Origin of the sequence: Parahoeflea alexandrii (genome assembly GCF_024105735.1) — a bacterium.
Classification (GTDB): domain Bacteria; phylum Pseudomonadota; class Alphaproteobacteria; order Rhizobiales; family Rhizobiaceae; genus Hoeflea; species Hoeflea alexandrii.
In genome coordinates, this window is record NZ_JAAAML010000005.1 from 76,333 (window position 1) to 93,752 (window position 17,420).

Consider the following 17,420-nt stretch of genomic DNA (forward strand, 5'->3'; position numbering starts at 1 on the left):
TTGGAAGTGCGATTAGCGGGTGATCAGCGAGAACGAGATGTCGTTTTCGGTGAGCTGGATGCCGAGATGGGTGATCCCGAAGCTGCGGTTGAAGCTCGGAACCAGCAGATCGGCATCGATGAACTCGATGCCGTCATCGCCGCCGAAATGCCGGCGCTTGTAGTCCCACCAGTCGGTATCGCCCTTCGGGTGGCATTCGGTCGAATAAACGACGAGCGGTTTCTGGCCCTCGGCAAGCTTGCCATTGGAGATGATGTAGACGCCCTCGTCGCCGACGAGCCAAAAGCCGGGCTTTTCGCCCTCTCCCGGACGGGTGCCGTAATAGGGATTGCGGAAGCCGCCATTGGCGGCGGCATCCTCTTCGCCGCGCGCGATGACCTTGCGCACTGAAAGAATCGGAAATGTGAACATGGCCCACCTCACGCTGCTTCAGGCAGCGGCAGGTGGCGCAGATGCACCGGCAGCTTCTCGGAGATCTGCTGATCGCTCAGGCTCTCGAGCAGTTCGAACCGTGTACCCGGCTTGGCGTAGACGATGACAGTGCGCTTGCCGCGATGCTCGGGCCGGAAGTCCGCGTCGGCATAGCCGCGATACTTGTCGTGGGTGGCGCTCCAGATGTGCTCGATGCGCTCGTCGCGGGTCATCGCCTTGACCGGCTGCCGTTCGCGCTCGACGATCGCATCGCGCACCTCATAGGGCGAACGCGGATCGGACAGATCGCAATAGGCGTGGAAATACCGCGTCACGCCATTGATGCTGAGCGTATAGAAGACACTGGTGATGCTGCCGGTCCGGAATTCGCGCATGGCGAACATTTCGCCGCGCATCCAGAGCGGCGGCAGGATTTCGAGCATATAGTCATGCTCGGTACGGGCGATTTCGAACCATTCCCCGGCGTAGAGGGCACTGTCGTCGGTCTGCCAGCGATCGGGTCGCTGCGCATGGCGGTCGAATAATCTGAACATCTGATGGCGGCCGGTGATTCCGAAATGGATCTTGCGGATGGGAGAGGTCATGGCGGGCTCCTTTGGGGCCTGTCACGGGCTGGAGCGCGGCGCACCCTGTCGGCATCACCATCTTCTTCAGCCCTTCCGGACCCCTTCCCGCGGCCGCCTCTCCGTCCGGCCGGGTCAAGGGCCGGCGTCAGCCGGGCGGAGCTTCACCCTTGAGGCGGCCGGCGGGCATGCGGCAGCCGTCCCTCTCTTCCTCCCTTCCATCCATATTGCTTCTTTTTGCCTTCAGATCCTCGTTCCAGTCCTCCAGCTCCGGCCGCAGCCGCAGGAACCCGCAACCGGCATCGGCGGCGAGCGCCTCGAGCCTCTCGGCAAAACTCTCCCCTTGCGCATTATTGTCGGTGGCCGCGACCAGGAGGGCGTCTGCCCGAACGGCGAGGTCGAGCAGGGCCTCGGAACTCGCCGGCGACCAACCGCCTCCGGTGCTCAAATAGCGCGTGTCGGGACGCTGGTCCTCGAGTGCGGCAAGGCTCATGGCGTCGATTGCCGCCTCGGCGACGCAAAGCCGCGGCCCTCCGGCAGGCCCGAACCGGAAAAGCACTTTCGCGCCACCGGTCGCAAAACCACGCCAATCCGGCCCGCGCTCTTCCCAGCCGGTCACGGCTCCCGCGCGATCGCGGTGCGCCGCCCACATGCTGCCCCGGGGGCCTTCGCGCAGGATATCCCGGGTGATGGCCGATCTCAGAATCGCTTCGGGAATGTCACGCTCGTCGCGCAGATAGCACCATGTGGCCGATCCGCGCCAAGGCTTGCGCCGCATGTCCCAGCGTTCGGGGATGGTAAGGTCGGGTACGCGCTCGCGCGATTGCCGCTTCCATTCCGGTTCTGACGGAACGAAGCCGACCAGATCGGCGACAACATAAAGCGCCGCCGCAAATGGCAGGCCATCAAGATGCTCTACGAGACGAAAGACGTCGCCCTTGGCGTCGGACAAGGGATCGAACCACCCCTGGCCGTCATGGATGACGACAATGATCTCGTCGCCCCGGCGGTATTTGACCGCGCGGCGGGTGCTTTCCTTGGGGTCGACGGCAAAGCCGGCAGTCTCGAGCACTGCACCGCAGGCGACCTTTCCCCTCAGCTCTTCCAGATCTGCTTTTTCCATTCTCTTTTTCCGCGTCCGACGCGGTCCTCTCTCCGGTTTCCGCTCCCTATTCTTTTCGGGGCGGCAACCCGAAGGCCGCGAAGAGCAAGGCAGGACAAGGGCGCTTCTGGCAAGCCGGCATTTGTGCCGGGTCGCGGTTTTCGGGGCCAGGAGCGGCGAAGCCTCCCTTGCCGGCCGCTGCGCGCAAGCGGCACCCAGCAACTTTCCGGTTCTCCTTGACCCTCCCGGTTGCCCCCGCGTCAGGGATGGCGGCACGGATGGGGGAAGGCCGCTTGCGGGCTTCAGCTCTGCCAAGAGCTCGGCCCGAAGGGCGATGCCAGACATTCGGCAAAAAGCGCTCAGCTTTGCTGGCGCACCAGGCGGCATCGTTCCGATCGCCCTCAATCAATCTCTCCCGTCAGTTCCTTCCGTCGGCCGATATTGACATCGATGTGTACGACATCCGGGCCGCAAGCATCAGCGGCCGGGAAGACGATCAAGGACATCCGGCGCGCTACACGCAAGCATCATTCAGCCGAGGACAAAATCCGTATTGTGCCGGAGGGCCTGCGTGGCGAGGACAGCATTGCCGCGATTTGCCGCCGTGAAGGGATCGCCGAGAGCCTGCATTATAACTGATCGAAGTAATTCCTCGAAGCGGGCAAGAAGGCTTGCAGGCGATACTGCCCGCTTCGGCGACCAGCGACGAAGTGAAGGCTCTGCGCCGTGAAAGCTTCCAAATCTGCTGAAGCGCAGTTTGCGTTCATTTGCAGTCAGCCTGATGAGCAGAACGGCGGTGAAGCCGATAGCAATCATAACGAAAAGAATTAAGGCGCAGGCGACACCCAATCACCTCCGGTTAAAGCCACGGCATGGTAGGTGTGGTGGCGAATTCACGCGGTGCGCTCAAACAGCCGCACCATGCGTTGCATTACGAAAGAGTATGATTGGAGTGAACCCCTTGGGCTGGACCACAAGACACAAAAAACTGATACATTCTGCGGGCCGCAATCGGAAAAGGTTAGATAATTCCCCGCAAAGCAGTGGCTTGCGAATTCAATGCCCAATCAGCTATCAAAGATGCACCGGCCCAGCACTTGACCTTTTCCCCACTGGAACCTTTAGGCTGATCCAGCAATCAAACTCCCCTTCAAATGTTAAGGACACCAGATGGGCCACGTGACCAGACTTCCCGAATTCTCTGTTATCGTATTTTCCTTCCTGCTCCACTTCGTCTGGGAGTTCTGGCAGGCGCCCACCTATGCGGGCATGATCGAGATGAACCATTGGGACGGCATCAAGCTCTGTTCTTCGGCAACATTCGGGGATGTCGGGTTCGCCTTGACTGCGTTCTGGATTACCAGTGCTGCCGCACGATCCCGCTTTTGGTTTGAAGCGCCCAAAGCCTGGCAGACGCTGTTGTTCATCGGAGTAGGCATCGCTCTGACTGTTGGTTTTGAATTTTATTACACCAACATATCGGAGCGCTGGACCTACTCCGATCTCATGCCACTGGTGCCGCCGTTCGGAACAGGACTGAGCCCGCTGCTGCAGTGGATTTTCATTCCGCTTGCCGTGGTCTGGCTTACACAGCGGCAGGCTGTGGGGGCCAAAGCTATGGAGGCAGGAAAATGATGACCGAGACAATGGGCGGCGGGTTTATGGGGCTTGGTGGTGTCTGGATGCTGCTGATTGCCATTCTGGTAATCCTGGCCATTGCCGCTCTGGCCAAATACCTCATGAAGTGAGGTTGCAATCCGCTCGGTCGATGACTTGACAGGGCGAGCATTCGGTCAACGGGTTACGTTCGCTTCTGCCGTCAGGCTGCGCATAGCGTTGAGGCAAGTCACGGACAGCGCAGCATTCCGGGTGATGCGCGCTTTGACGACGGTAATTCCATCAAATGCGACCAACCGCGCGCGTGGCTAACTCACTGTGAATTGTCCCATCATGCCAGCATCCTCGTGTTCGAGGATATGGCAGTGATACATGAACGGGGTTTCCTCGGATGCCGGCTGTGTGAACTGAACAAGCAGCTCCGTTTGGCTGTCGACAACGACCGTGTCCTTCCACCCCAGGCTCTCCGGCCGCGGTTCTCTTCCGTTCTCACTGATCACCTGAAAGGAGACACCATGAACATGAAATGGATGCGCGAGCATGCTGGTGCTGATCACCCATTTCTCGGTGTCGCCGAGGCGCACGCGCTCGTTGATGGTTCTCATGTCGAATGGTTGCCCGTTGATGGCCATTCCGCCCATCATGCCGCGACCCATTCTGCCTGATCCCATCATTCCGCCTCCCATGCCCATATCGAGAGAGAAGTTGCGCAGCTTTGACACCTTGGCGGCTGTGAGGTCAGGTTGACCTCCGCCGAGTACATCGGGGATGCGTGTGACTTTGGCGGCAAGCCGCTCGTCGACCACTAGCGGAAGCACTTCGAACCGCCTGGCCCCGGTTATATCATCGAGCAGGCTGCGGGTCCTTCCCATCATGCCGCCCATACCCGCATTGGGGTCACCCTCACTCATCAGCGACATGCCATGACCATCCGAGAAGTCGACCAGAATCTCTGCACGTTCTCCCGGTCCGAGCCGGAGCGTCTCAAGCTGTACCGGGGCTGGCAGATATCCACCGTCCGTTGCGATCAAGTGAATGGGTCGGTCGTCGCTGGAAAACAGTGAATAGATCCGCGCATTCGAACCGTTGATCAATCGTAGCCGCACGACTGCCTTCGGCACAGCGGCAACTGAACCTACCTGACCATTGACCAGTATCGTGTCGCCGGTCATGCCATGCATGATGTCCATCATTGAGTTGGCGTAGACAAGCTGGCCGTCGCTGGAGAACCGGCGATCCTGAAGCAGCAGCGTCAGGTCATCGACACCGTAGGTGTCCGGTAGGCCTCGTTCGCGGTCTAACCCGTCTGCAACGTGCAACACGCCAGCCAGACCGGCGTATACATCGCGCGCGGTTCGACCATGGATGTGGGTATGAAAAAAGGCGGTACAGGGACGCTGTCCAATTTCCATGTCCGGCGACCATACCTCTCCCGGTTTGACGGGAAGGTGTGGTCCTCCGTCGTGATTGCCTGGCACCACCAGACCATGCCAGTGCGCGCTGACCGGCCAGGACAGTCCGTTTTCCACACGCGGCCGCAGTGCTCCATTCCTTATCCGAACCACGGGTCCGAGATAGGCTTGATTGAAGCCAATCGTCTCCGCTTGATGGCCCGGAAAGAAAGATGTTGTGCCTGACTGGGCGGTGACCAGGAATTTTCCTGTATCGACTGTGTCAATCAGCGGCGGAAACTGCAACACTGGGCGGTTTGCGGCATCGGTTGCTTGAGACGTGAAGCGGCCATCTGCCCAAGCGTACAGAGCGCCACTGACTGCAAGTGCCGCGCCACCGGCAAGCAGGTTCCGTCGTTTTATCATTGACATTTTCCCTTCGAGAGACTGGCTCTGAGGTCATCAGATTACACCCGCATCAGACCACCTTGAACCAGGTGTTCATGCCCGCTGCTGCGTGTTCAAGCATGTGACAATGGAACAACCATCTGCCAGGATTGTCGGCCACGAACGCGATCTCGGTTGTCTGATCTTGCCCGATCAAGAAAGTATCCCGCCATGGCTTTTCCTCATCAACTACAGATCCGGATCGGTTCAGGATTTGGAAATGATGACCATGGACATGCATGGCATGAACCCAGGCGGTCCGGTTTACGGTTTCAATCAGAATGGATTCGCCCTGCCGGGCCTCGAAAAACGGTTCCTCGGCGAGATTGGCCACTCCGTTGAAAGCCCAGGCCTGTCTCGTGGTACGGATATCATCCCCCTTGAGCTTCTTCCCCTTGTAGGTGATGTCAATCATACCTCCCATCGCACCGCCGGTCATTTCCAGGCGGATGCGCCTGGCGTTGGCCAGGTCCGGTTCCGGCAGAACATTGGGTTGCAACTTGATCGCGGATCTCGGCGCTTTTGTAGTCTCGGCATCACTGACCGAGAATCCCGCCATAGGATAAGGCCTATCACCGGAGACTTCTTCAATGGTGAAATCGCTTTCGGCCACCACCATCAAATCCACGCGCTGGGCTGGCCCCAGCATGAGCGGGGCATAGTCAAACTTCACGGGCCCCGCGAATGATTGGCCATCATAACCCAGGAGCGTCGCGCCGAAACGGTTTGGATCTATTTCAAAGATGCGTGCATTGGCCGCGTTGATGAGCCGGAGGCGATAGGTCTGGCCCCGGACGAGATCGGTCACCCGGCGGCTTTGACCATTGACCGTCAGCCAGTTGCCCAGCCGTCCGCCGTGGGCCCATTCCATCATCGATCCAAGGCTTGCGACATCAAGCACGCCTTCGCCTGCCAGCCGCCAGTCATCAAGAACAAGAGTAATGTCGTTTGAGCGCTCGAAAGCGGGCTCGGTCTCATCAATGATGAGAGGACCGTAAAGGCCGCGAGCAACCTGGTTCCAGCTCTTGTTGTGGGCGTGGTACCAGAAGGTGCCTGCATCGGGAGCGACAAAATCATAGACGAAAGAGCCGCCCGGCTCGACCGGTTTCTGGGTCAGCCCGGAAACGCCATCCATCGCGTTGTCGATACGAATGCCATGCCAATGAACCGATGTCGGCTCTTCCAGCTCATTAGTAAAGCGCACCTGGATGCGCTCACCCTTTTTCACCCTGATTTCCGGCCCGGGTGCGGATCCGTTGTAGGTCCAAAGATCAGACGTCGGCGCATCAGGCAGGTAAAGCCGCTGCTTTGAAGGCGCGGCAATGAGATCAAAGAACCCATCCTGTGATTTTGCCAGCGACAGTGCAGGCAATTGGGAGGCCACGAGACCGGAAGAGAAACCGGCAAGCAAACGACGACGGGAAAGTTTCATCAGAGGTCTTTCAGCCCGGCAATCCGGGAGCGATCTTGGCGACAAACAACAGATGCAGATGGCGGGAAACCTTGATTTTCCGCCATCTGCTTTTCGGATGTTACTTCAGTTCGGTCACGGTCAGTTTGCCTTTCACCCGGTCGGCGATGAACTCGATGGCATCACCTGCCTTCATCTTCTCCAGCATGGCCGGATCAAGTGTGCGGAACACCATGGTCATGGCGGGCATGTCGAGATTGGCCAGCTCCTCATGAATGATGGTGACCTTGCCAGCCTTGATGTCGACCTTCTTGACAGTACCTTTGGTGTACTCGGTTGCAAAAGCTGCCGAACTGCCGGCAACGGCGATCATGGCAGCGATCATGAGTGTCGTGAGTTTTCGCATTCGATTTACCTTTGTTTGTATCTGAAACGATAGATTTGATCAGTGACCGGCGACGGTGATGTCACCCTTCATTCCCGATTCATAATGGCCGGGAATAAGACAGGCGAACTCAAACGGACCTGCATTCGAGAATGTCCAAATCACTTCGCCATCCATGCCTGAGTCGAGGCGTACTGAATTCGGATCGTCATGCTCCATCTCGGGCATCTTCGACATCGCAGCTTTATGCGTCATCACGTTTTCATGATTGTCGAGCACAAACTCATGTTCGAGTTCACCCTTGTTCATCACTGTGAAGCGGATGGTCTCGCCTTTCTTGACGTTGATTTCCTTGGGCTCGAACAGCATTTCACCGTCATCGGTTTCCTTCATGATGACTTCGATTGTCCGGCTAACTTCGGATGCTTTGCCGGGTTGACCGACAGCCATCATATTATCGCCAGAACTGCCGGAATGGGTTCCATCGGCGGTCGCCAATGCTGTCATCGCCAGGAATGATGCGGATGCAATCAGGAGAGTTTTCATAGATGTTGTTCCTTTCGTGAACACTTCGGGTCGAAGGGGTTAGCCATTGCTGCCGGATTTCACCGGCGCTGGCGTGATTGTTGTTGCGGCATCGGTTGCCTTGGCAAATTCCGGCAACTCGCCGGTCCACTCATAAGCCTGGGTCCCGGGCGGGTTTTCGTACCAGCCGGGATCACTGTAATCGCCGGCGGAGATGCCCTCGCGCACCTTGACGACGGAGAACATGCCGCCCATTTCCAGCGGCCCGTAAGGCCCCCAACCGGCCATCATCGGAATGGTGTTGTTGGGCAGTTCCATCGACATTTCCGCCATGTCGGCCATGCCCGCGGTTCCCATCGGCATGTATTCGGGCTGCACGACCCGGATCTTTCTGGTGACCTTGGACTTGTCGACACCTATGAAGGTGGGCACGTCATGGCCCATGGCATTCATCGTGTGGTGGGATTTGTGGCAGTGGATGGCCCAGTCGCCTAGGTGCACTGCGTCAAATTCATAGGCCCGCATTGCCCCCACCGGGATATCGATCGACACTTCCGGCCATCGGGCTTCAGGCCGCACCCAGCCCCCATCAGTGCAAGTCACCTCGAAATCATAGCCATGCATGTGGATCGGGTGGTTGGTCATGGTCAGGTTGCCGACGCGCACCCGGACGCGATCGTTCTTCGACACCACCAGCGGATCGATGTCGGGGAAGATACGGCTGTTCCATGTCCATAAGTTGAAATCGGTCATGGTCATGATTTTCGGCACGTAGGAGCCGGGATCGATGTCAAAAGCGTTGAGCATGATCAGGAAATCCCGGTCAACCGGCATGAAGGCCGGATCCTTCGGGTGGACGATGAAGAAGCCCATCATCCCCATGGCCATCTGCACCATCTCATCACCGTGCGGATGGTACATAAAGGTGCCCGACTTCACGAGATCAAACTCATAAATGTAGGTCTTGCCGGATGGAATCGCAGGGTGAGACAACCCAGCGACGCCATCCATGCCTGACGGCAGAATCAGCCCGTGCCAGTGCACGGTTGTATGTTCAGGCAGCTTGTTGGTGACGTAGATCCGCACCCGGTCGCCCTCGACCGCCTCTATGGTCGGACCGGTGGATTGGCCGTTGTAGCCCCACAGATAGGCGGTCATGCCGTCTGCCAGTTCACGCTCCACCGGTTCGGCGACAAGGTGGAACTCCTTGACCCCGTTGTTCATACGGAATGGCAGGGTCCAGCCGTTGAGTGTGACAACCGGGTTATAGTCCGGACCGGTGGATGGCATCAGCGGTGCCTGGGTCAGCGGGCTTTCCATCAGCGCCGCGTCAGGCAGTCCCATATTGGTTGTTTTCGACCAAGCGGTCGAGGAGACAAGGGCTGCTCCGGCAGCACTTGCACCTAGCAATTGACGTCTGTTCATCATGGTCTTTTCCTTTCCGGAAAGTTAGTGGCCGCCGCCACCGGCATCGCCAACGGATGGGGCTGCAGCTGAGCTGCCTGCTCCGGTTCCGCCGCCATAGATCGCCGCTGACAGATTGACATCAGCCAGCCAGAATTCACGCTTGGCGTTGATCGCCAACATCAGGGTTCCGATCTTGGCGCGAGTGTCGGCGAGAAGTTCGAAAGTATTGGAAATCATGCCGTTGTAGGTCAGCAGCGATTCCGCCTCGATCGTGGTGCGCAACGGGACCACGGCATTGAGGTAGTGCCGCGCGATTTCGTGCGTCGAACTGTACGCGGTATGGGCCGACCGCGCCTCGGAGCGGATGGTGACGGCTTTCTCCGCGAGCAGATTGGCCGCTTGCATGTAAGCAAGCTCAGCCTTGCGCAGCCGCGCCTTGCCGCTGTCGAAAATCGGGATCACGAACTCCAGTTCGAGCTGCGGCGTGACAACCGTTTTCCGGGTCTTGGTCTCTTCCAGATTGCCGCCGGCAATCTCGTATTCCGTCTCGATCTCACGTTCGGCTTCAAAGCCGGAAATGATCTCCAGATCCGTGACAAAACGTGTGGCTTCAGTGAGGCCATAGCTCTTGGCAACAGCTTCCAGTTCCAGTTTTGCGACGCGAAGATCGACCCGGTTCTCAAGCGCTTCCTGCTCGATCCGGTTTTTATTGATGAGTCCGCGAGGCAGCCGCGGAAGCTTGTCGGGGACGTAGTAGTCGACCTCGCTGCCCCACAGCCCCATGATCCTTGTGAGCTCTTCCTTGGCCAACCGCGACGCCAGTCGTGCTTCAGCCATCTGCCCGGCCAGTTCGGCATAAAAGGCATGTTCTCTTGCTTGGCCGCCCTTTGGAAGCGCACCGCTTTCGCCAAGTTTCTGAGCAAGCTCGGACGCCGCATCGGCTGCAACCTTGGCCTGATTGAGGTACGCGACTGTTTCGAACGCCGAAACGGCATTGACCCAGGCCCGGCGTGTGTCATTTGCAACCTTGAGGGTTGCATCAACCGCCCGCATCTGGGCCTGCCGGAAGCGCGTATCTGCGATATCGACGCGTGCCCGTCGCGTGGCGAGCGACAGGATGTTGGCTGCGATCATGCCTTCGATGGCACGATAGGCTCCGAGCTCCGGGGCGCCGATACCGAGCAGGCCGATCGAAACCCTCGGGTTTTCCGGCAGACTTTGCTGCCAGGCCTCTGCTGCGGTCATGCCGATACCGGCATAAGCTGCCTGCAGGCCCTTGTTGTTGAGAAGCGCAACCTGAACAGCGGTGTCGGCATTGATGGTGTTCTTGTGCACCAGGCCATGGACGCGTTCAGAAACCGCCTTAGCCTGATGCTTGTTTTGAAGCCAGACTGCTTCCTTGCCCTTGGTGCCGATGGAGACAGAAGCTGCGACAGGGCCAAAACCGGCTTCCCTGGCGGAATATCCGGCGAGTTCCTGGTCGCTGACGCAGCCCGCGAGAAACAGGGTCGCGGAAGACACGACAGCGATGGAGGCAGACCTGCGGAACACGCTCATGAGCCGTCTCCCCCGCCGGGAGCCTGGCTGTCATTCTGCTGCCGCCAGGGTTTTGGCTCCACGGCCACACGGTGCGTGTAGCCCTCAAGAACCGTGTGATGGTGCGTGCTGCGAATGCCGATCGCCGGGTCGGCGGGCGAATTGTCCGGCATGATATCGGCAGGCCTGCCCGCAGCCGTGCAAGCGGCGAGCGCCAGCGGCATTGCAGCCGCAAAGAGAGTACGAAACATGATTGTCCTACTGCGATAGAAGTGCGGTTGGCCGATTGAAACCGGCCACGGTGCCCGATAACAGGCGCAGCTACACTTCAGGCGCGCGGAGGACGTTCCGGCAACGCCATAAGCACGACCACGAATTCAGGTGCGGCTTCGTTTTCGAAACTCTGGGGAGCTAAGCGATCCACAGCCGCAACGTCATTGGCACAAAGGGCCACGAAACAGGTCGCGGGGCAGCAACGGTCTAGGATCGAGTCTGGGCCTGCTGGAACAGATTCTGACGCGAACCCGGCTGACGCGTCTTGGGACTGATGGACGGCAGCCATTCGCTGATCGCCGGACATGTTCCCCATCATCGTGTGATGCCCGCCGACGGCCTGAGCCTTAATCATAGCCGCCGCATTCAAGGAACTCGGCACGATGCTTGCAAAAACAAACATCAAAACCAGAAGCATGCGCCCGTGACAAAACCTATGACGAATCAGTTTGCTCATCTTCGAACTATTTATCCAAAATTGGCGCAGAACAATGGCCCGTGTCATCACAAGCCTGTGAAAGTATACTTGCGTGTCGGATGGCCGCATTCGGACCACGTCAGTTTATCCCGTTGGCGCGTTGAAGTTCGCGGACATAGACGATGATTGTGTCGAGTTCGAGGTCGGTAATCTCGTCGACCGCCGGCATGTCACCAAACTGCCAATGATGAGCGCGGACGCCATTTTTCGCGGCCAGAAGAAACGAGACGTCGCCATGATGACCGGGTTCATAGATCTTGTGAACCAATGGGGGTGCAATACCGTCCTGACCTGCGGCGTTCTTGCCATGACAGGAAGCGCAGGACCGGTTGAACAGCGTCTCGCCTTCTTGCGCCTGCGCCGACAATTGCGGAATCACCACATTCGCCATCGCTGCGCCCGTCGCGTGACGCTCAGGCGGCTGAAAGCTGCGGTAGATCAGAAAGACGCCGACAAGCAGGATGATGCCTATCAAGAGAGCTCGCCGATTCATCCGAACGCGCCCTTGGCGATCTCGTCAATAATCGGGCAGTCGGGCCGGTCATCGCCGTGACAGTGGTCCGCCAGGATCTCGAGCGTGTTGCGCAACGACTTCAGCTCCTTCAGCTTGCGATCAATCTCAGAGATTCTTTCCAGCGCCAGTTCCTTCACATCCGAGCTGGCGCGGTCTTTGTTCTCATAGAGCGAGAGCAGCGAACGGCATTCCTCGATGGTAAAGCCAAGGCTTCTTGAGCGTTGAATAAGCGCCAGCCGGCGGACATCCTTGCCATCATAATCGCGGTACCCGTTGGTCGCACGCGCCGGCTTGATGAGGCTGATATCCTCATAATAGCGGATCGTCTTGGCTGGAAGGCCGGTCGCATCTGATGCCTGGCCGATATTCATCGTTAATCTCCTTGCTTGGGACCCTCTCGCCTAAGCCTGCTTGCCAGATTCAGGGATCGGATCTGCGACTTGCCTGAAATCATAAAGCTTCCACCCGCTGGAAGGTCAAGCGTCAAGCTTGACCGATCTGAGACGCAGCGCGTTGGAGATGACAGACACCGAAGACAGGCTCATGGCCGCTGCCGCAATCATCGGCGACAGCAAGGTTCCGGTGACCGGGTAGAGCAGCCCTGCGGCAATTGGCACGCCGACGCTGTTGTAAGCGAAGGCGAAGAACAGGTTCTGCTTGATGTTGCGCAATGTGGCTTCGGACAACCTGCGCGCTCTCAGGATACCGCCCAGATCACCCTTTAGCAGGGTGACGCCGGCACTCTCGACAGCCACATCGGCCCCCGTGCCCATGGCAATACCAACTTCAGCCGCTGCCAGTGCAGGTGCATCATTGACGCCGTCACCGGCCATCGCAACCTTGTGGCCAGCCTTGTGCAACTCATCCACCAGTGCCTTCTTGTCTTCAGGCAGAACTCCGGCACGCACTTCGTCGATGCCCAGCTGATCGGCCACCGCGCGGGCTGTGGTCTCGTTGTCGCCCGTCGCCATGATAATCTTGAGACCAGCCTTATGCAGCGCCCTGATGGCATCCCGTGTGCTGGCCTTGATCGGATCGGCAACAGCGATGAGCCCCGCGAGCTTGCCATCGACAGCGACATACATCGCTGTCTTTCCATCCGAGCGAAGCGCATGGGCCTGTTCATCGGCAGAGGCGCAGTCGACACCGGCAAATTCCATCATTGCCGCATTTCCTAGCGCAAGTTTGCTGCCACCTGACCGTCCAGACACACCTTTTCCGGTGACGGCCTCGAAGTCTGATACCGGTTTAGCCTCGATCCCGCGGGCGGCAATGCCTTCGACAATAGCCTCCGCCAGCGGGTGTTCCGATCCTGATTCAAGACCCCGGACAAGCGCCAGCATGTCGGCTTCCGAAATTTCCCCGAAGGTTGCGACATCGGTCAGGGCCGGCTTGCCTTCGGTCAGGGTCCCGGTCTTGTCGACGATCAGCACATCAACCTTTGCCATGCGTTCGAGCGACTCAGCGTCCTTGATGAGAACCCCTGCCTGAGCGCCACGTCCGGTGGCCGTCATGATCGACATCGGCGTGGCCAATCCCAGCGCACAGGGGCAAGCGATGATCAGCACTGAAACAGCCGAGACAATGGCAAACACGAATGCCGGATCGGGACCGACCAGCAGCCAGATCACGAAGGCCAGGACAGCAACGATCACCACCGCGGGCACGAAATAGGAGGCAACACGGTCAGCGAGCCCCTGGATGGGAGCGCGGGACCTCTGTGCGGACGATACCATCGCAACGATCCGCGCCAGCATGGTTTCATCACCGACCTTCTCGGCTTGAATGATCAGCGATCCGTTCTTGTTCAGAGTGCCGCCGGTGACAGGGTCGCCTTGAGTTTTCTCCACGGCAAGCGGCTCGCCGGTGAGCATGCTTTCATCAACGGAACTGCGGCCATCGATGACAACGGAATCCACCGGGATGGCTTCGCCGGGACGAACGCGCAGCCGGTCTCCGCCAACAATGTTTTCGAGCGGCGCGTCATACTCCTCGCCATCCGGCAGGATGCGGCGGGCCGTCTTGGGCGCGAGATCAAGCAGCGCGCGAATGGCGTCGCCTGTACGTTCGCGGGCTCTGAGTTCCAGCACTTGGCCGACAAAGACCAGCGCGACGATCACCACTGCCGCCTCGAAATAAACCGGCGTGTGGCCACCGGCCATTTGCAGCCCCTCCGGGAAAAGGTGCGGAAGAAATGTGGCGATGGTCGAATAGAGGTAGGCCGCGCCGACGCCGATCATGATCAGCGTCCACATGTTGAGGTTCCATGTCCTGATCGATGTCCAGCCGCGATGAAAGAATGGCCGCGCAGCCCAGACAATTACAGGCGTTGCCAATGCGAACTCTAGATAGAGCGTAAAGATTTCGCCAAGCCACTGACGAACGGGGAGCCCAAGCATCGGCGCCATTGTCAGAATCAATAGTGGAATTGCAGCACCGGCGCTGACCCAGAGCCGGCGGGTGAAATCCACCAGCTCATGGTTCGGGCCGTCGGACAGCCCATCCATAGGCTCCAGCGCCATGCCACAGATCGGGCAGGTTCCTGGGCCTTCCTGCACGATCTCGGGATCCATCGGGCAGGTGTACAGAGCGTTTTTCGCTGCCGGCTTCTTCTTCCGGGCCTTGTTGCCGGAGAGATAGAACCAGGGATCGCGCTCGAACTTGTCGTGGCAACCGGTCGAGCAAAAATGAAACATGTCGCCCTTGTAGTCGAGCGTCGGCTTGCCCTTGTCAAGTGCGATATCCATGCCGCAGACGGGGTCCTTGACCTTGCCATCGCATGGTACGGTGGCCGCCTCAAACAGCGCTTCGGCGTCAACCGCCGGCTCCTCGCCGTGGTCTTCCGGATGCGAGTGCTTGCAGTTTTTATGATGGTCCATGATGCCAATCCTTCCTGACTTCAAATGAAGCTAGTTCTTCCAGTGACCGGAAGGTCAAGTGATAATTTCAAACTTTCTTTGGTGCCGGATGGAACCTTCCAGCACGGGAAGGTCGTTAAGCCCACACCACGTTATATGGAGGATCGAATGGCATATTCACGATTTCTCACGATGATTGCGACATCCACGATCATCATGTTCGGACTGATGTATCTCAACACCTGGGACATCAGCCACCTACGGTTCAGCCAGACCAGGATGTGGATGGCCCTGTATATGGGTGCGGCAATGACGGTGGTAATGCTGGCCTTCATGCTCGGAATGTATTCGAACCGAAAGGCCAACCTTGCGATCGTGGTTGGATCGGTCATCGCGTTCAACGCGGGCCTTTACCTTGTACGGAGCCAGGATACGGTCGACGACGTAGCCTGGATGAAGGCGATGATTCCGCATCATTCCATCGCGATCATGACAAGCACGCGCGCCGATATCAGCGACCCGCGGGTGCGCAATCTGGCGGATGAGATCATAGAGGCCCAAGAACGGGAGATTGCCGAAATGGAAGCCCTGATCGCGGACCTGAATGGCGGCCCCGCAGCCACACCCATGATAGATGGTAGGTAGTCGGAATATCCGAAGTCATCGAGGACCTCCAAGATCTCAAGGCAGGCTGAGATCAAAAGACCCGATGGGCTCGAGGAAAAGCCCCTGATTCATTCGCGGCTCACCCCATCTACGTCGCCGTGATGGTGATCCGTCAGCTTCTCATTCAGGTGCAAGACCTTCGCGGACACGACGATCTGCACACCATCTTCGAAGATCAATGTCATCTCTACAGTTTCCCCTGCAATCAACTGATGCTCAGGCGCTGACAACATTAGATGAATGCCACCTCGCTTCATCACGAGTTCTGAATTGGCGGGAATGGGAAGCATGCCTTCGACCGGACGCATACGCGCAACACCGTCTGTGAAAATGGTTTTGTAAACAGCGATGGATCCAAACGAATTACTCTTAACGGCGCGTAGGTCTGCTTGACGTGTGGTTCCGTTCCAAATGACCAGATACCCAGCCATTGCCCATGTATCGCCTTGAGGGATGACCACTTCCGCATGCTCGATCAGAATGCCTGTGTTCCCTTGATCCTGCCTTCCCTGAGACTGTACCGGCTGCACGCCCAGCGCCAGCGAGAGGCCCGCAAGAAAAATGCTGCTAAAATACAAATTCAACATTCCATTATCGAACGACATGTTTAGATGATAAGACTTCCACCCGGTGGGTTCAAGTCGCTACCCGGAAATACTAACCTATATCTATGTTCAGCATGTACATGTGCTATGAGCGCAAATGAAACAGGCATAACCTCTGGAGTATAACTGTATGTCCGCCCAGCGACGAACCTACTCAGGTCTGATGCGGGCCCATTCTGCTCGCACAAATAGGAAGCGCCCGTAACCGGTCCAGTTAATTGCCAAATAGAGCATAATCGGGGCTATCAAGGCTACCAAGAAAACCGCGAGGCTGAGCGGCCCGGTTTGGGCAATTAGGCCGGAACTCATCATTATCTCTCGAAAGATGGACATGGGAATCGTGAAAGCAAGATAGATGACAAGCGAGTGTTCCCCTATCCAGCGCAACCAGCCAGTATATCTCCGGCCCATCAGAACCACACTAAAGGCGCAAAGGGCAATCGCCCCAGCAACACCGAGCATGATATGCAGCGGTGGAAACGCCGCATATCCCATGCGAGTTTCGGCCGGTAGTAACTCGAAACTCGGTAAAAACACCAAAAGTCCATTGACAACGAACCAGATCCCCAGTGCAGCGATTGCTTTCTTCTGATTTTCGGCTACCCAGCCCGCCATCCGGAAAATCTGCGGAGCGAACGCATAGCCGATGTAGAAGAACAAGAAATAGGCGGAAAACTGCGTCACAATGTAACTTGAAACGTTGATCGGAACGATCTGCAAACCGGTCGCGACAGCAATCACAAGCCAGTGCGGCACCCGAAATTGCCACAGCAGCTTCGCGGCAATGGCGAACACGCCGAGCATGTAGACAAACCACAATACCCCGTAGGGCTGGACAATGGCGCTGGCAAGATCCGCAGCCATGGCTACAGGATCGCGAGCGAAAACGCCCACCTTCAAAGCAATCATGATGAAAGCCCACAAAACGTAGAAATACATGTAGTGGACGAACCGGCGATCTACGTATCTGCGCCAGGGACGCTCAATACCCGCAGAGAGAAATAGTCCGGAAATAAGAAAAAATTCTGGCATTCGGAAGGGCGTTGCAAACGCAATCACATAGTGAAGAAACCCAACACTTCCGGTATGCCTGCCGACGTTGTATACCGCATACATCATCACGACCAAGATGATCGACACGCCCTTCGCAATATCAACCCATTTCATTCGATCTGCATTATTCATTTACCCTCCGATCGATTACTCAAGA

The 17,420-nt window shown here is 57.9% G+C and carries 18 protein-coding genes and 1 pseudogene; 3 read left to right on the forward strand and 16 right to left on the reverse strand.

Going from position 1 to position 17,420, the window contains the following annotated elements; translation table 11 throughout:
* Window positions 1–12: 12 nt before the first annotated feature.
* The 3 genes from GTW23_RS22345 to GTW23_RS22355 all read right to left on the reverse strand — a co-directional run bounded on the left by GTW23_RS22345 (window position 13) and on the right by GTW23_RS22355 (window position 2,118).
* On the reverse strand, window positions 13–411 hold the full coding sequence (locus tag GTW23_RS22345; protein WP_252917554.1) for a DUF3085 domain-containing protein: 399 nt from the start codon (window positions 409–411) through the stop codon (window positions 13–15).
* Between the two features lie 8 nt (window positions 412–419).
* Window positions 420–1,016, reverse strand: coding sequence for a DUF1419 domain-containing protein (locus tag GTW23_RS22350; RefSeq protein ID WP_252917555.1), 597 nt, complete (start codon window positions 1,014–1,016; stop codon window positions 420–422).
* Window positions 1,017–1,143: 127 nt separating this feature from the next.
* Window positions 1,144–2,118 carry a DUF3991 and toprim domain-containing protein gene (locus tag GTW23_RS22355; protein WP_252917556.1) on the reverse strand — a complete coding sequence of 325 codons (975 nt, stop codon included), beginning with the start codon at window positions 2,116–2,118 and terminating at the stop codon, window positions 1,144–1,146.
* A gap of 429 nt (window positions 2,119–2,547) precedes the next feature.
* Between GTW23_RS22355 and GTW23_RS22360 the strand changes: the two are divergent.
* Both GTW23_RS22360 and GTW23_RS22365 read left to right on the forward strand, forming a co-directional pair.
* Window positions 2,548–2,831, forward strand: a pseudogene (locus GTW23_RS22360) (transposase); the annotation flags it as partial.
* A gap of 436 nt (window positions 2,832–3,267) precedes the next feature.
* A complete protein-coding gene (locus GTW23_RS22365; protein WP_252917557.1) occupies window positions 3,268–3,732 on the forward strand; it encodes a hypothetical protein in 465 nt (154 codons plus the stop codon).
* A 290-nt stretch (window positions 3,733–4,022) separates the two neighbouring features.
* Here GTW23_RS22365 and GTW23_RS22370 read toward each other — a convergent pair whose 3' ends face one another.
* The 11 genes from GTW23_RS22370 to GTW23_RS22420 all read right to left on the reverse strand — a co-directional run bounded on the left by GTW23_RS22370 (window position 4,023) and on the right by GTW23_RS22420 (window position 14,960).
* Window positions 4,023–5,531: a multicopper oxidase domain-containing protein gene (locus GTW23_RS22370; RefSeq protein WP_252917558.1), complete on the reverse strand. Its 1,509-nt coding sequence runs from the start codon at window positions 5,529–5,531 to the stop codon at window positions 4,023–4,025.
* 52 nt (window positions 5,532–5,583) lie between these two features.
* On the reverse strand, window positions 5,584–6,984 hold the full coding sequence (locus GTW23_RS22375) for a multicopper oxidase family protein (RefSeq protein ID WP_252917559.1): 1,401 nt from the start codon (window positions 6,982–6,984) through the stop codon (window positions 5,584–5,586).
* Window positions 6,985–7,084: 100 nt separating this feature from the next.
* On the reverse strand, window positions 7,085–7,369 hold the full coding sequence (locus GTW23_RS22380; RefSeq protein ID WP_252917560.1) for a copper-binding protein: 285 nt from the start codon (window positions 7,367–7,369) through the stop codon (window positions 7,085–7,087).
* A 39-nt stretch (window positions 7,370–7,408) separates the two neighbouring features.
* On the reverse strand, window positions 7,409–7,894 hold the full coding sequence (locus GTW23_RS22385; RefSeq protein WP_252917561.1) for a cupredoxin domain-containing protein: 486 nt from the start codon (window positions 7,892–7,894) through the stop codon (window positions 7,409–7,411).
* A gap of 39 nt (window positions 7,895–7,933) precedes the next feature.
* Window positions 7,934–9,301, reverse strand: a complete 1,368-nt coding sequence (locus tag GTW23_RS22390; protein ID WP_252917562.1) for a multicopper oxidase family protein — start codon at window positions 9,299–9,301, stop codon at window positions 7,934–7,936.
* A 21-nt stretch (window positions 9,302–9,322) separates the two neighbouring features.
* On the reverse strand, window positions 9,323–10,837 hold the full coding sequence (locus GTW23_RS22395; protein WP_252917563.1) for a TolC family protein: 1,515 nt from the start codon (window positions 10,835–10,837) through the stop codon (window positions 9,323–9,325).
* Window positions 10,834–11,067 carry a hypothetical protein gene (locus tag GTW23_RS22400; RefSeq protein ID WP_252917564.1) on the reverse strand — a complete coding sequence of 78 codons (234 nt, stop codon included), beginning with the start codon at window positions 11,065–11,067 and terminating at the stop codon, window positions 10,834–10,836. The genes GTW23_RS22395 and GTW23_RS22400 overlap by 4 nt, the downstream gene beginning before the upstream one ends.
* A gap of 77 nt (window positions 11,068–11,144) precedes the next feature.
* The gene (locus tag GTW23_RS22405; RefSeq protein ID WP_252917565.1) at window positions 11,145–11,546 is read right to left on the reverse strand and encodes a hypothetical protein; all 402 of its coding nucleotides are present in this window, start codon (window positions 11,544–11,546) and stop codon (window positions 11,145–11,147) included.
* A 100-nt stretch (window positions 11,547–11,646) separates the two neighbouring features.
* Complete coding sequence (locus GTW23_RS22410; RefSeq protein ID WP_252917566.1) at window positions 11,647–12,060, reverse strand: c-type cytochrome; 414 nt, start codon at window positions 12,058–12,060, stop codon at window positions 11,647–11,649.
* Window positions 12,057–12,452 (reverse strand): Cu(I)-responsive transcriptional regulator, encoded by a 396-nt coding sequence (gene cueR / locus GTW23_RS22415; RefSeq protein ID WP_252917567.1) that lies wholly within the window; start codon window positions 12,450–12,452, stop codon window positions 12,057–12,059. The genes GTW23_RS22410 and cueR overlap by 4 nt, the downstream gene beginning before the upstream one ends.
* Window positions 12,453–12,557: 105 nt before the next feature.
* Complete coding sequence (locus GTW23_RS22420) at window positions 12,558–14,960, reverse strand: heavy metal translocating P-type ATPase (protein ID WP_252917568.1); 2,403 nt, start codon at window positions 14,958–14,960, stop codon at window positions 12,558–12,560.
* A gap of 147 nt (window positions 14,961–15,107) precedes the next feature.
* Here GTW23_RS22420 and GTW23_RS22425 point away from each other — a divergent pair, with 147 nt between their 5' ends.
* A complete protein-coding gene (locus tag GTW23_RS22425) occupies window positions 15,108–15,584 on the forward strand; it encodes a DUF305 domain-containing protein (protein ID WP_252917569.1) in 477 nt (158 codons plus the stop codon).
* Window positions 15,585–15,673: 89 nt separating this feature from the next.
* Here the strand turns inward: GTW23_RS22425 and GTW23_RS22430 are convergent, their stop codons facing one another.
* Both GTW23_RS22430 and GTW23_RS22435 read right to left on the reverse strand, forming a co-directional pair.
* Window positions 15,674–16,210 (reverse strand): copper chaperone PCu(A)C, encoded by a 537-nt coding sequence (locus GTW23_RS22430; protein ID WP_252917570.1) that lies wholly within the window; start codon window positions 16,208–16,210, stop codon window positions 15,674–15,676.
* A gap of 150 nt (window positions 16,211–16,360) precedes the next feature.
* Complete coding sequence (locus GTW23_RS22435; protein ID WP_252917571.1) at window positions 16,361–17,395, reverse strand: acyltransferase family protein; 1,035 nt, start codon at window positions 17,393–17,395, stop codon at window positions 16,361–16,363.
* Between the last annotated feature and the right edge of the window lie 25 nt (window positions 17,396–17,420).

What these genes read in the sequence shown, in the direction of transcription:
- GTW23_RS22345 (WP_252917554.1), bottom strand. Translation starts at nt 411, where the DNA reads ATGTTCACATTTCCGATTCTTTCAGTGCGCAAGGTCATCGCGCGCGGC.
- GTW23_RS22350 (WP_252917555.1), bottom strand. Translation starts at nt 1,016, where the DNA reads ATGACCTCTCCCATCCGCAAGATCCATTTCGGAATCACCGGCCGCCAT.
- GTW23_RS22355 (WP_252917556.1), bottom strand. Translation starts at nt 2,118, where the DNA reads ATGGAAAAAGCAGATCTGGAAGAGCTGAGGGGAAAGGTCGCCTGCGGT.
- GTW23_RS22365 (WP_252917557.1), top strand. Translation starts at nt 3,268, where the DNA reads ATGGGCCACGTGACCAGACTTCCCGAATTCTCTGTTATCGTATTTTCC.
- GTW23_RS22370 (WP_252917558.1), bottom strand. Translation starts at nt 5,531, where the DNA reads ATGATAAAACGACGGAACCTGCTTGCCGGTGGCGCGGCACTTGCAGTC.
- GTW23_RS22375 (WP_252917559.1), bottom strand. Translation starts at nt 6,984, where the DNA reads ATGAAACTTTCCCGTCGTCGTTTGCTTGCCGGTTTCTCTTCCGGTCTC.
- GTW23_RS22380 (WP_252917560.1), bottom strand. Translation starts at nt 7,369, where the DNA reads ATGCGAAAACTCACGACACTCATGATCGCTGCCATGATCGCCGTTGCC.
- GTW23_RS22385 (WP_252917561.1), bottom strand. Translation starts at nt 7,894, where the DNA reads ATGAAAACTCTCCTGATTGCATCCGCATCATTCCTGGCGATGACAGCA.
- GTW23_RS22390 (WP_252917562.1), bottom strand. Translation starts at nt 9,301, where the DNA reads ATGATGAACAGACGTCAATTGCTAGGTGCAAGTGCTGCCGGAGCAGCC.
- GTW23_RS22395 (WP_252917563.1), bottom strand. Translation starts at nt 10,837, where the DNA reads ATGAGCGTGTTCCGCAGGTCTGCCTCCATCGCTGTCGTGTCTTCCGCG.
- GTW23_RS22400 (WP_252917564.1), bottom strand. Translation starts at nt 11,067, where the DNA reads ATGTTTCGTACTCTCTTTGCGGCTGCAATGCCGCTGGCGCTCGCCGCT.
- GTW23_RS22405 (WP_252917565.1), bottom strand. Translation starts at nt 11,546, where the DNA reads ATGAGCAAACTGATTCGTCATAGGTTTTGTCACGGGCGCATGCTTCTG.
- GTW23_RS22410 (WP_252917566.1), bottom strand. Translation starts at nt 12,060, where the DNA reads ATGAATCGGCGAGCTCTCTTGATAGGCATCATCCTGCTTGTCGGCGTC.
- cueR (WP_252917567.1), bottom strand. Translation starts at nt 12,452, where the DNA reads ATGAATATCGGCCAGGCATCAGATGCGACCGGCCTTCCAGCCAAGACG.
- GTW23_RS22420 (WP_252917568.1), bottom strand. Translation starts at nt 14,960, where the DNA reads ATGGACCATCATAAAAACTGCAAGCACTCGCATCCGGAAGACCACGGC.
- GTW23_RS22425 (WP_252917569.1), top strand. Translation starts at nt 15,108, where the DNA reads ATGGCATATTCACGATTTCTCACGATGATTGCGACATCCACGATCATC.
- GTW23_RS22430 (WP_252917570.1), bottom strand. Translation starts at nt 16,210, where the DNA reads ATGTCGTTCGATAATGGAATGTTGAATTTGTATTTTAGCAGCATTTTT.
- GTW23_RS22435 (WP_252917571.1), bottom strand. Translation starts at nt 17,395, where the DNA reads ATGAATAATGCAGATCGAATGAAATGGGTTGATATTGCGAAGGGCGTG.